Raw genomic sequence first — 12,502 nt, 5'->3', positions numbered from 1 at the left:
GTGGTTGCGGGTTGTTACTTCACTCGATTTTGAACAAGGGTTGGCATGCAAACATTTACATTTCTCGCAAATACTGAGGCGTTATTTAGAGCTCAATTTGATCAGCGAGAATGGTGTGACAGCAAACAGTACCTTATTCAAATTTTCTCAGCTCAATCTTCAGATCTAGCTCGTCAAATCGCGAGTGTTGCCCTCAATCGTTTAAATAATGCGACGCTAATTGGCCAGAGTGCTCGTCATGTTATCTGTGATAATTGCCTTGAAAGTGCGTGCACCTTAGTCATCGTCAGTGAGTTCAACGAAACCCATCTAACCTCTGCGGTCCAGCCTTTTACCGGCAATCCAAATCAAGACAGCCAAGACTTAGCTTTTCAATTGCGCCTTACAGAAGACACCAAAACGGTTATCAGCTTGTGCGATCAAGTTGAAGGGCGTGATTATCCTATCTATAGTGCTTTTGAAAATTTGCCTTACGCCTTGCCGATTGCTGGTGGACTGTGTCATGAGAATGAATTTGGTCGTTGGGTTATGCATAACGAGCAAACCTACCAGCACGCCTGTGTTGCGGTGGCTCTGACTAACCCAGAACTGAAGGTTTGGTCGGATGCGTACTCTGAGTGGAACCCGATTGGGATGAAGCTACGAGTCACACATGCAGTTGGAAATCGCTTATACGCGTTGAATGACAAGCCTGCTATTGAAGTATTCAAACATTACCTTGCGGATGGCAAAGACCTTCCTTTTAGCCAGTTGATGAGCTTTCCGCTTTATCGAGAACTTGGTAGAAAGAAGGGTATCTCGACGCCGCTACGTATTAATGATGATGGCAGTATCGAGTTTGATAGCCCATGGCATGTCGGTGAAGAGGCGCAGTTTTGTTATAACCACCCCTCTTTGACAGCGGAAAAGGTGCGCCACGGTGCCGAGATGCTAGCCATGCATCAACCTGAATCGGTGATCATCTATAACTGTGTCTCTCGCCTTGAGTTTATTGATAGTAAGGTCGAGCTGAAACCATTTGAAGGGATAGTGAACACGTGCGGTGCTTACTGCATGGGTGAGCTATACCGCAATGAAGACCGCCAAGAGATACTGCACCACAGCCTGACTTATATCGCTATGCGCGAGTCTGACGAGATTAAAGAGTTTCGTTGTGAAGATTTTCAGTGTGGCTCTACAGTGTCGCCATTGCTTAACCTTGTTAGAAATGCAGTCGCTGATCTCGACAGTATGAATACTCAGATGGAGAAGAAGCTCCATCAACAAGCGCGCCGCTTAACCGAGAGCTATCGTATTGACTCACGTACTGGCTTGCCGAACCGCATAGTATTAAAAGAACGCCTTAATACGATTCTGTTTAGTGAACACTTACTCACGTTAAAGCTCACGAATTTCCATCAAGTTAATGAGAAATACGGCTATCAAGTCGGTGATCAATTACTGCTTGATCTGTCTAATCACTTTATCGAGCGATTACAGCTTCGTGTCGTGAAAGAGCCTCGCATGAAGGTAGAACTATTCAGTATTGGTGTCGGAGAGTGGGCGATTATTTTTAATTCCAGTGTTAGTAGTGCGAAAATAAAAGAAGGGTTCGTTGAGTTTGCAGATGACATCGAACACATTAATTTTGAGCCGTATGGTTTGGCTGATATTGATTACCTGTCAGTTTCTCTGTGTGGAGGCTTTGCTAGTCGTTGTGACTTCTTAACCGACAGCGGTGACGAGATCTTATTGAAAGCGATCGAAGCTCGACGTTATGGAGTGCGTAATAACACCCATATTACTAACGCTAAAGACATTCAGGTGAGCGAGGAAGATCGCAAGGAACAGCTTGGTTGGTTGAGCTGTGTAAGTCGTGCGATTTTAGATCAGAACATCATCACCTACTCACAACCGATTGTGGAATCGGGTACACACGAAATGATTGGCCAAGAGTGTTTGGTCAGAATCATGGAGTCGGACGGTACCATTGTGCCTCCAGGAAAGTTCTTACCTATCATTGCTGATACGCATCTATACACGCGTCTTAGTCGACACATGATTAAGAGCACGATCGGCTACATGGCGGATAAGCAGAGCTCGTTTTCTATCAATCTATCCCCACAAGATTTATTGAGCGATAAGACGCTCGAGGTTCTTGAGGCTGCGATAAGTGGTATGAACGACCCCACTCGACTGGGCTTAGAGGTTTTGGAATCTGAGCAGATCAAAGATTATGGCCGCATGATTGAGGTGTGTGATCACTTCCGCGCACTCGGGGCTAGAATCATTGTTGATGACTTTGGCTCTGGTTATTCCAACATCGATGAAATCATTAAGCTAGAGCCGCAGATCATTAAGCTCGACGGTAGCTTGATTCGTAATATCGACAAAGATCAAAAACAAAGAAACATCGCTTCTCAATTGGTTCGCTTATGCCAAGTGTTCAATGCTAAAACGGTCGCTGAATTTGTCCATAACCAACAAGTTTGTGAGATAGCAGAGCAAATGGGCGTCGATTATCTGCAGGGATACTACTTCGGTGAGCCTAAACGACTGTTTTAGAAGTTAAAGCTTCCCGCATTGTGTAACTACTGGCTATAAAAGTACTGCGCCGCCATTAATGACTGCTTTTTGGCGGAATGAATGATGTCTAACTAAGGTCACATTATTCATAAGACGATCGTAAATATTCCGTGCAAGCCTTATCTATAATAAGCACAATAACAAATCATTAACGTAACGATTAATGTGAATATGCAGTCGACTTCTCTCCTGATACAAGACATTGAGCAAACCCAACGTGAATTGGAAAAGATAGATTTTCATCAACATGAAAGCCTACTGATTCAGGTTTTTTCGTCTTTCGAGAAAGGTTCTGTTTTGGCTGCCTGCCAAGTGATTCAATCGACTTTTCCCAATGCCAAACTGATTGGTTGTAGTGCTAACCACTACATCAGCCAAGGCGTCATCCTGCACCAAGGCCTTTACCTGATTGTTACCCGCTTTGAAGCGACGTCTTACTCTTGTGGTGTTGTCGAATATAGCGAACAACCATTGCTTGATAGCCACGCCATGTGGCAACAACTTGAGTGCAATGATACTACTCACAACATCATCTGTTTCGCAGATCGCTTGCAGATAAATGACCGAGATCTATTTTCAGCGTTTGAGCAGTCGAGATATTCATTGCCGATTTGTGGCGGTGCATCGACAATCACAGATAATGGGCGTTGGGTGATGCTAGACGGCATTTGCTATGAGAATGCCTATGTGATGTTAGCTCTGCACAGCGTTGAGTTATCAATCACCAAGGGTTACTACACTGAATGGAACCCTATTGGCCGGACTTTTCGAGTGACTGGTGCTCAAGATAACCGCTTGCTGGAATTGGACGGTATTCCTGTTCGCCAACTCTATAATCGTTATCTCGCTGATGGCCTTGAAGTGCCTTTTGAACAACTGCATAACTTTCCCTTGATGGTCGGTGACCCGAAAGAGCAAAACATTCACTTACCACTCAAGGTAGTAGAAAGTGGAGAGATTGAATTCAGTGGTCAGTTCCAAGTAGGCGATGAGGTTCGGTTTTGTTACGACCATCCATCATTGACCTTAGAACAAATCCGACTGGGTGTTCAGCAGATCGCCTCTCATAGACCAGAACAGTTCTTTATTTACAACTGCACCTCTCGCATCGACTTTATTGATGGCAACCAAGAAGTTGAGGTTTTCCAAAAATTGGCAGACAGCTATGGCGTTTACTGCATGGGAGAGCTCTATCATGAGAATGACCAACAACGAATCTTGCACCATAGCCTTACTTACCTCGCGCTTAGAGAAGGCGAGGGTAAGGCTGTGTTGCCATTAGAGACACAACCTGCGACCAATATATCCCCTCTGTTTTCATTGATCCGAAATGCATTGCTTGATGTCGATGATATGAACAACAGCATGGCGAGTAAGATTCAGCAGCAAGCCACCGCATTGACGGCGAGCTATCGAATTGATCGTCGTACCGGTTTACCCAATCGAAGTGTGTTGCGTGAGAAGTTGTCGAAAATGAGCAGTGATAGCCACTTGTTAGCTTTGAAGGTCACGACCTTTGGTCAGATCAATGAGAAGTATGGTTATCGAGTCGGTGACAAGCTGCTGCATGATTTGAGTGAGTACTTTCAAAAAGCACTGTGGCAGTTCTTTGATAAAGGGTGTCAGCTTTATAGCATCGGTATTGGTGAGTGGGCGGTGGTGTTTGATAGCTGGGCAAGCCAAGAACATATTCATCAACGCTTCTCTGAATTTGCTGATCAAACCGAGCATGTGAATTTCGAGCCTACTGGTTTACCCGACATTGATTACCTGTCGGTGTCTATCTGTGCGGGTGTTGCGAGTCGTCGAGATTTCCCTGATACCTCGATAGATGACTTATTGCTGAAGGCGATTGAAGCGAGGCGCAGCGCAGTCAGCCAAAACAAACACCTAGTGAGTGCCAAGACGCTCATTCAACTAGAAAAACATCGCCAAGAACAGTTGGGTTGGTTGTCGTGTGTCAGCCGCGCAGTGCTTAATCAAAACATTGTCGCGTGTTCTCAACCGATTGTCTCAGCACACTGTCATCAGGTAGAAAGCTACGAGTGTTTGGTTCGAATTGAAGAGGACGGTCAGCTGATTGCACCGGGTAAGTTCTTGCCAATCATTGAAGGAACCCATCTCTATACACGCCTCAGTCGTCAGATGATAACGCGCACCTTTGATTTTATGAGTCAGCGAACCGATTCGTTCTCAATTAACTTGGCGCCACAAGATTTTAGCAATGAGAAAACCATTCTTCACCTTGAACAAGCCATCAAAAAAATCAGCCACCCACAGCGTATTGGTTTAGAGGTGTTGGAAACCGAACAAATTCAGGATTACGGTCGCTTGATCGAGGTGTGTAATCACTTCCGAGATCTTGGTGTGAATATTATTGTCGATGACTTTGGTTCGGGCTACTCGAACATTGATGAGATATTGAAACTGGAACCACAAGTGATAAAGCTTGATGGCAGTTTAATTCGTAATATTGATAAGGATAAAAAACAACGCAAGATAGCCCAGCAGCTGGTGAGCTTATGTCAGATTTTGAATGCTAAGACAGTGGCGGAGTTCGTTCATAACGAGCAAGTGTGTCGTATTGCTGAAGACATGGGTGTCGATTACCTGCAAGGGTATTACTTTGGTCAACCTCAGCGTTTGTTCTGATGGAGCGAGCGTTTCACGTGAAACACTGGTTGGTTAAATAACGATGTAAAAAGGGTGAGCTTATGGCTCACCCTTTTTGTTTTCAGTATCTGTCTCGTCCAGAAATGTGTTTATTGCCTTCTCGCTCGCCTGCTTGATCTATTTGAGAGCGTGGCCACACTTGTCGGCGTGGAAAACTTTTAGATACTGTTGGTAGTAGTCATCAATCAGTTTGGCAGGTTCGCTTTCACCTAAAGACTTGAGTAGCTCAATGCCTACTTCACAAGTACACAAGTGCCCGCTGTCTTGATTGCGGCGCAAGGTGTATGACGATTCCGTCGTGATATCGAGATGGATTTGAGGAATGGTGTTTAACCACGCGCTCTTGTTGAGCATTTTCTTCGCTTCCTGCCATGTGCCATCCAAGATGATGAATAACGGCTTACGATCTCCGGCTATAGATGACACGGCCTGCTGGCACTCAATACTGTTGTCACTTGGAAACAGCAAAAAAGGCTGCAATGCTTCGTCTTCGAGTAAGGCAATCAGCTCTTTTGGCGGTGTTTTTCTTTGCCACACAAAGGATTGACACTGTTGAATAGATTGCTCAAGCAGCTTTCCGGTATTGGTATCACGCGACAGTTCATTCTCATGAGTCAGCAGCACAAGATCGATTTGGTTTTCGACACTAGGTATTAGGTGACAAATACATTGGTGAGTGAAGCCACAACCAGGGCAAGCTTGTTGGTTACTCATGTTTACAGTTTCACTCCACTTTGTGCGGGTGAGATACCATCAGCAAACAAAACCACGTCGCTGATGTCAGCGTTTTCTGCAACTGGAGCGACACTTGGGTTTAGCGGGTAGCTGACACCAGAGTATGACAGTGTGTGTTTTGCAGGTGTTGCACCGCCGCCACTGACATTGAAGATCAGATCTTGCCAGCCGTGGTTTTGCGATTTACCTAAGCGTATGTCGCCCTTAACCAGTGTCACTCGACTATTGAAGCGCCAGTTATCTTGATGGTTTTCGAAAATCAGCAGTGTACAGCCGCCAGAACCACACCAATCGAGTTGGGCAAACAGCTCTTCTTTGCCGTCGCCGTTGAGGTCGTAGGTTAACCAACGGTATTTGGTGTCGTCAGGTGAGCTGTTGTTGATCTTAAAATACTCACGGATCGCTTGGTCGACTTTTGGATCAAGTTGATCACTGGAGTTGACCTGCTTTGCGGTTAGATCAACGTTAGCAGTGGTGTTTACTTGCGCTTGTGCACCCTTAGCTTCGAATAGCACCAGACCGCCGTTGGCAATCGGATAGACAACGTTGCCTACTTTCTCTTTTTCAGCGATCAGCTTGCCATTATCGAGTGTGAAGATGCGCTCGGAGATCAAATATTGTTGCTGGTGGCGAGTCATAACCACTTGTACCTGATTTTGGTTCAGTTGTTGCCAGAAGCCCTGCTCAACAATAGAAGGGTCTCCATTGCTGTATGAATAAGTCGTGATAGCACTGTGGTCATCGTTGAGTTCAAGGTTGATAGAGAACCCTGAGTTTTGCGTTGAGCTAGCGAAATAGAGTCCGCTCCAGTCCAGAGTAGAGTCTTGGTTAGAGACTGTCGCACAGCCATTATAATTACTGTCATTGAGGTTAAGCTTGGCAAGCCATCCATAGATAGAATCGCTCATGCCGTCGCTGCAACTCTCTTTTGTAAGGTTGAGTTCACCTTGCACTGATTGTCCTTGTAGCTGGTAGTCACGAGTGCTTGGAGTGGTGCGGCTAGATTCAATATCGAGGATCTGTGGCTCTTCGCCCATTTTGGTGTATTTTAGTTGGTCTTTATCAAAGGTTGCTGACCAGAAGGGTTCATTACCGAACACGCGAGTAGAACGCAGTGGTTGGTCGCAGCGCTCTGGGTTCTCTGCGGTTAGGATGTTTACTTGGTCAACCACGAAACGTGCCGTGAAATCTGCGTTGTAACCCGTTTGGCTTGGCACGGTTAGGTGTCCAATCAGCTCGCCATATAAAGCTTGGTAAGGCCTCGTTGAGAGCCCTTGTGCTTCTAGTGCTAACTCTGGCGATAAGTCTAACCAGTATTGTTGCTGGCTGCCGCACGGAGTGAAGGTGCGGCTCTCATGGCCAATCACAACCTGACCGCGCATGATGAAGGTTTGTGGTTGAATGCTCAGTGGTTCATCCAAGGTTGCTGGTGGAACTTCAGGTTGTTGCGGCGTATCTGGCGCCGTTGCACAACCTTGTAGCGCGAATGCGACTAGCCATGTCACTGGGTTTTTCATTACCTTCATGTTATATCTTCCTCGGAGCAACCGTTAATTGGATTTATTATGGCATATTGGTTATTTAAAACAGAACCCGACACCTTCTCTATTCAGACTCTGAGAGTACAAAAAACCTCTTGTTGGGAGGGTGTACGCAACTATCAGGCTCGAAATATGATGCGTGATGACGTCAAGCTTGGAGATTTGGTGATGATATACCACTCATCATGTAAAAAAGTTGGCGTAGCGGGGATCGCTAAAGTAACCAGAGAAGCCTACCCAGACCACTTTCAGTTCGACCCTGAGAGTGATTACTACGATCCTAAGTCTTCACTCGATAACCCACGCTGGATAATGGTTGATGTCGAGTTTGTGCGAGTGACTGAGCGCTTGATTCCTTTAGCTACGCTTAAAGCCATGCCTGAGCTCTCCGAAATGCCATTGGTGAAACGGGGCAACCGCTTATCCATCATGCCGGTTACTGAACAGGAGTGGCAGACTATCTTAAGCAAAGAAGTGTTAGGTTCTCGATAGCCTTAGAGAGAGCTTTTTGCGTAAGGTTCAAAAAAGACAGCCAGTTGGCTGCCTTTTTATTTATTCGGATTTTTTACTAGATTAGATTAAAGCAGGTGCTTTTCTAAGTAGTGCGCAACGGCATCGTCGGCGTTGCTGCCAATCACTTCATTGTCAGGCAGCGCTTTAAGTACTTTTTCATGGGATGTGCCCATCACTAAGCCTTTACCTGCCATTGATAGTAGTTCGACATCGTTCATTCCATCACCAAAAGCAATGCAGTTTTCTAGCTCAAGGTCGATAGATTGAGCCACGGCTTGTAGCGCATCACCTTTAGAGACTTCTGCAGCCATCACTTCCAAGCACCAAGGTGTTGAGAAAGCGACATTCAATCTTTCACCAAACAGAGCGTTGAGCTCATCTTCAAATGGCACAAGGTGTTCATGTGATTTATTTGGGTGAGTACAGAAGATTTTAGCAATGCCTTCACTCGGTGCGGTATCTGCATCGTACAGTCGGTATGTGAAGCCTGTTTGATCGTGAAACTTCTTCATTGTTTCGTCATCACGATTCAGTAACCACTCATCGTTCATATAGATATGGATGAAGATCTCCGGGTCTTTCTTAAACACATCTACAACACTTTGCACTAATTCCGCAGGGATGTTCTTGGCATACATCAGATTGTCGTCTTGGTCATGAACGCGAGCACCATTCGAGGTGATCATGTAAGCAGGAATGCCCGTTTGTTTGCGAATACCAGCAACATCAACATGGTGACGACCTGTTGCGAAGATAAAGGTATAACCTTGTCCGTGTAACTTCGTGAGTGTTTGCTTGGTAAAATCGCTTAACTGATGGTTGGGAGCCAAAAGCGTACCATCTAGATCAGAGGCAACAATTTTCACGGAATCTTTTAGTGCAGGAATACTCATTTAACCCTCATTGCAAAATGCTTAACCAATATTGACGCTAGCCAGCGCTAGAATCGTTTTAACTACAATATCTCTAGGTAGAAATTGTATGCCAAATTCATGCAAGAAAAGAGGGCAAAGCTCACTTACTTCTCTTCCTCTTTAGCGCTTATCTTCTTGATAGATTGCTTCACGTGTTAGCTCTAGGCAAAAAACTGATTGATCGCATCCAGTGTTTGATTGCGATATTCATCTTGCTCAAACAACACCTCATGCCTAGAACCCTCAACCAACTTAAACTGGCAATCCGAGTTGGTTTTCTTCAGCTTGTTGATGAACTTCACTTGAGCATCGTTACTGACAATCTTCTCTTCCCCAGCTTGAATCAATAGCAGAGGAATTTTGATTTGACGAGTTTGTTGAATCGCTTGCTTGGCGGCCATTAACCCTTGCCACACCCAACGCGTGCTTGGTCCACCCACCTGCAAAGAGGGAGACTCGTCATACAAGCAACGGAACCACTGATAGCGAACCTTACTGTGGCTCAGTAAGTTGTTTTCAAAAGGCTTCGAGTAATACGCTTGCTGACCCGGCGCGTAAGTTGGCTTGGCATAAAAAGCGGTGAGCACTTGCCCAACGATCATCGCGATAGGTTTGAGATACCACTCGGTATTGATACCAAACATCGGAGCGCACAGAGCCACCTTATCAAATGGGTGGTTTGGATGGGTTTGTAGGTAGCGAGTGGCTATGGTGCTGCCCATTGAATGCGCGAGCAGGTAGCGATTGGAATACTTACTGAGATCAAAACTGGCAATGACGTCAGACATGTCAGATGCATAATCATCAAACTCATGAATGTGACCAATGTCAGAGTCTGTTACCATACGTTCAGACTGGCCTTGACCTTGGTGGTCAAATGAATAAACGTCATAGCCTTGTTGATAGAAATCATAAAAGAGTTCTTGGTATTTTTGGCAGCACTCAATGCGGCCATTTGAAATAACAATCGCCTTGTTGTGTGTCTCTGAAGTCAGGCTACACCAGTACAGCTTCTTTTTACCGGATGTTGTTACATACCCATCTTTTCGTTGTTGCCAAAGGGTGGGGATCGGGTGTTTAATCGCTTGCTCGAATTGAGGTTCTTGCGTGTACGAAATCGGGGCGCCGCTGTGGTTTTCCATGGGAAATTACCTGAACTGATGCGTGTGAGAGCTTTATTGCTACTAATGTTGTTAGATTAAAGAACTAGTAAGGAAATGCAAATGGATACTCATGTTTGGCTTGCTTATGTCGTCACGGCGATATTGTTTAGTTTGGCTCCGGGTTCAGGCACCGTTAACTCAATTAGTAATGGGCTAAGTTATGGCACTAAGAAGTCACTCGCGTCGATCGCAGGCTTACAGCTCGGTCTTGCATTCCACATCATGCTGGTGGGTGCGGGCATTGGTGCATTAGTGGCTCAATCCGCGTTGGCGTTCACCATCATCAAATGGGTGGGCGTGGTTTACCTTCTTTGGTTGGGTATTCAAAAGTGGCGTGACAACTCTAGCTTAGTGGCTTCACAAGAAAACTCGATGTTATCGAGTGGTAAGCTGCTTAGAAATGCGGTGCTGATTAACCTGACTAACCCAAAATCTATCGTGTTTTTGGTGGCACTGTTCCCTCAATTTATCGATCCAACACAGCCGCAAGCACCGCAACTGTTGGTGCTCGGTGTTACAACGATATTCATTGATAGCGTTGTTATGTTGGGCTATACCTCATTAGCTTCACAAATGGGACGTTTTATTCGTTCAGATCGCATAATGGGTAAGATAAATAAAATCTTTGGTGGTATGTTCATGGGCTGCGGCGCATTGCTGGCTGCCGCCAAAGCCTAATCAAAGCAATAGAGTTATAGTTAAACCAATTAGAGTTATCAAGAAATGACCGCTACCTACGTTGCTCGACAACCTATCTTAAATCGTAACAAGAACACGCTTGGTTATGAGTTGCTGTTTCGTGACGGAGAAAGGAATGCCTATCCAGCGCATATTGAGTCTAACAGAGCAACGTATCGTCTGATTGTTGAGAACTTCTTGTCGGTTGGGCTTAACCCTTCGATCCCTTCTTCACGCTGCTTTATTAACTTCCCATATCAAAGCCTAATTCGTAGGTTGCCCTTGAGCTTGCCGAAAGACAAGGTGGTGGTTGAGATCCTTGAAACCTGCCAACCGACCGACGAGTTATTAGAAGCCGTTAAAGATCTTTACCAAGCGGGCTACATGATCGCCCTAGATGACTTTACTTCGACGCCAGAATGGGAACGTTTCCTCAGATATACGCATATTGTTAAGCTCGATATCATGCAGATGGGCTTAGATGAGGCGTGTGATTTGGTTAGGGCGCATCAAGGGAAGAAATTTAGCTTTCTTGCTGAACGAGTCGAAACCGAACAAGAGTACCAGCAAGCAAAAGAGGCGGGCTTTAAGTTCTTCCAAGGCTATTTCTTTAGCAAGCCGGAAATCATCAAGACTAAGTACATTAGCCCAGAGCAAGTGATTGCCATGGAACTGTTCCAGGAAGTGTGCAAGCCAGATGTCGACTTTCAGCGTGTCGAGAGCATCGTCGCGAAAGATGTCGCCTTGTCTTATAAGCTACTGCGCTTTGTGAACACCATGTCGCCTCGTCTAGAGGTGACCATCTCTTCATTCCGTCAGGCTTTGGTGTATCTAGGGCAAGAGAAACTGAAAATGTTTGTCTCGCTGGCGGTGGCGTCTTACGTCTCGGATAAAAAACCGAAAGAGTTGTATGGTTTGTCTTTGCAGCGTGCACAGTTTTGCCAGCGTATGTCTCGTTATCAGGCATTTGAAGGACATACCGAGCAAGCCTTTATGATTGGTTTGTTCTCGTTGCTGGATGCATTGCTCGACCTGTCACTTGAGAACCTCGTAGAGCAATTACCGTTGTGCAAAAGTATTAAGGTCGCTTTGCTGCGTAGAGAAGGGCCTTATGGCACCTTGTTAGCACTTGAAGAGAGCTTTGAACACGCTGACTGGCAGCAGATTGATGAACACTGTGCCGACTTAGGTTTAAGTGTGGAACAGGTAAGAACGGAGCTCACCGAAGCTCGACGTTGGAGCCATACCGTGACTAATCAGCTCTGATTTCCTTTCGTTAAACTTTTATTACAATTGAAACGCACGCCTTGACGTGCGTTTTTTTATAACTAATATATACGCATATCCATATATGAGTATGTAATTATGCTTCCTCACCAATTTTTTAAATTACTGTCTGATGAAACGCGAGTGCGTTGCTTAATGTTGATTGTGCGCCAAGAGTGCCTTTCTGTTGGTGAGTTGACTCAGGCATTACAAGAAAGTCAGCCAAAGGTTTCTCGCCACCTTGCGCAGTTGCGCTCAAACGGCATTTTGACAGACGTTCGCCAAGGGCAGTGGGTGTTTTACCGCCTGTCACAAGATTTACCAGGTTGGATGCTAAAGTTAATTGATGACCTTATCGCATCGAACTGTTTGAAAACTGAATATCAACAAGACACTGAGCGTTTAGAAGCAATAACTTTACGCCCTCAATGTTGCGTTTAATTGAATATTTTTA

At 45.3% G+C, this 12,502-nt stretch carries 10 protein-coding genes; 6 read left to right on the top strand and 4 right to left on the bottom strand.

All coding sequences use genetic code 11. The annotated features are described in order from the left end of the window. The first annotated feature begins 45 nt into the window (after positions 1 to 45). Positions 46 to 2,544, top strand: a complete 2,499-nt coding sequence (locus ITG09_15810; protein UPR52096.1) for an EAL domain-containing protein — start codon at positions 46 to 48, stop codon at positions 2,542 to 2,544. Positions 2,545 to 2,736: 192 nt separating this feature from the next. After that, positions 2,737 to 5,217, top strand: coding sequence for an EAL domain-containing protein (locus ITG09_15805; protein ID UPR52095.1), 2,481 nt, complete (start codon positions 2,737 to 2,739; stop codon positions 5,215 to 5,217). Between the two features lie 138 nt (positions 5,218 to 5,355). Here the strand turns inward: ITG09_15805 and ITG09_15800 are convergent, their stop codons facing one another. Together ITG09_15800 and ITG09_15795 are read right to left on the bottom strand one after the other, a co-directional pair. Further along, a complete protein-coding gene (locus tag ITG09_15800; protein ID UPR52094.1) occupies positions 5,356 to 5,952 on the bottom strand; it encodes a DTW domain-containing protein in 597 nt (198 codons plus the stop codon). A gap of 2 nt (positions 5,953 to 5,954) precedes the next feature. Further along, positions 5,955 to 7,499, bottom strand: coding sequence for a hypothetical protein (locus tag ITG09_15795; protein ID UPR52093.1), 1,545 nt, complete (start codon positions 7,497 to 7,499; stop codon positions 5,955 to 5,957). A gap of 39 nt (positions 7,500 to 7,538) precedes the next feature. Here ITG09_15795 and ITG09_15790 point away from each other — a divergent pair, with 39 nt between their 5' ends. After that, on the top strand, positions 7,539 to 8,006 hold the full coding sequence (locus tag ITG09_15790; GenBank protein ID UPR52092.1) for an EVE domain-containing protein: 468 nt from the start codon (positions 7,539 to 7,541) through the stop codon (positions 8,004 to 8,006). Between the two features lie 86 nt (positions 8,007 to 8,092). Here the strand turns inward: ITG09_15790 and ITG09_15785 are convergent, their stop codons facing one another. Continuing rightward, entirely contained in the window at positions 8,093 to 8,920 is an 828-nt protein-coding gene (locus ITG09_15785; protein ID UPR52091.1) for a Cof-type HAD-IIB family hydrolase, read from the bottom strand. Between the two features lie 182 nt (positions 8,921 to 9,102). Further along, on the bottom strand, positions 9,103 to 10,083 hold the full coding sequence (locus tag ITG09_15780; GenBank protein UPR52090.1) for an alpha/beta fold hydrolase: 981 nt from the start codon (positions 10,081 to 10,083) through the stop codon (positions 9,103 to 9,105). 81 nt (positions 10,084 to 10,164) lie between these two features. Here ITG09_15780 and rhtB point away from each other — a divergent pair, with 81 nt between their 5' ends. The 3 genes from rhtB (at position 10,165) to ITG09_15765 (ending at position 12,489) form a co-directional block, all read left to right on the top strand. Then, entirely contained in the window at positions 10,165 to 10,782 is a 618-nt protein-coding gene (gene rhtB / locus ITG09_15775; protein UPR52089.1) for a homoserine/homoserine lactone efflux protein, read from the top strand. Between the two features lie 45 nt (positions 10,783 to 10,827). Continuing rightward, entirely contained in the window at positions 10,828 to 12,048 is a 1,221-nt protein-coding gene (locus ITG09_15770) for an HDOD domain-containing protein (GenBank protein UPR52088.1), read from the top strand. Between the two features lie 99 nt (positions 12,049 to 12,147). After that, positions 12,148 to 12,489, top strand: a complete 342-nt coding sequence (locus tag ITG09_15765) for a metalloregulator ArsR/SmtB family transcription factor (GenBank protein ID UPR52087.1) — start codon at positions 12,148 to 12,150, stop codon at positions 12,487 to 12,489. The last annotated feature ends 13 nt before the right edge of the window (positions 12,490 to 12,502 follow it).

It is taken from the genome of Vibrio cyclitrophicus (assembly GCA_023206055.1).
In the GTDB taxonomy this organism is placed as follows: domain Bacteria; phylum Pseudomonadota; class Gammaproteobacteria; order Enterobacterales; family Vibrionaceae; genus Vibrio; species Vibrio cyclitrophicus_A.
This window is presented reverse-complemented; position numbering and strand designations above follow the sequence as displayed.

What these genes read in the sequence shown, in the direction of transcription:
- ITG09_15810 (UPR52096.1), top strand. Translation starts at nt 46, where the DNA reads ATGCAAACATTTACATTTCTCGCAAATACTGAGGCGTTATTTAGAGCT.
- ITG09_15805 (UPR52095.1), top strand. Translation starts at nt 2,737, where the DNA reads ATGCAGTCGACTTCTCTCCTGATACAAGACATTGAGCAAACCCAACGT.
- ITG09_15800 (UPR52094.1), bottom strand. Translation starts at nt 5,952, where the DNA reads ATGAGTAACCAACAAGCTTGCCCTGGTTGTGGCTTCACTCACCAATGT.
- ITG09_15795 (UPR52093.1), bottom strand. Translation starts at nt 7,499, where the DNA reads ATGAAGGTAATGAAAAACCCAGTGACATGGCTAGTCGCATTCGCGCTA.
- ITG09_15790 (UPR52092.1), top strand. Translation starts at nt 7,539, where the DNA reads ATGGCATATTGGTTATTTAAAACAGAACCCGACACCTTCTCTATTCAG.
- ITG09_15785 (UPR52091.1), bottom strand. Translation starts at nt 8,920, where the DNA reads ATGAGTATTCCTGCACTAAAAGATTCCGTGAAAATTGTTGCCTCTGAT.
- ITG09_15780 (UPR52090.1), bottom strand. Translation starts at nt 10,083, where the DNA reads ATGGAAAACCACAGCGGCGCCCCGATTTCGTACACGCAAGAACCTCAA.
- rhtB (UPR52089.1), top strand. Translation starts at nt 10,165, where the DNA reads ATGGATACTCATGTTTGGCTTGCTTATGTCGTCACGGCGATATTGTTT.
- ITG09_15770 (UPR52088.1), top strand. Translation starts at nt 10,828, where the DNA reads ATGACCGCTACCTACGTTGCTCGACAACCTATCTTAAATCGTAACAAG.
- ITG09_15765 (UPR52087.1), top strand. Translation starts at nt 12,148, where the DNA reads ATGCTTCCTCACCAATTTTTTAAATTACTGTCTGATGAAACGCGAGTG.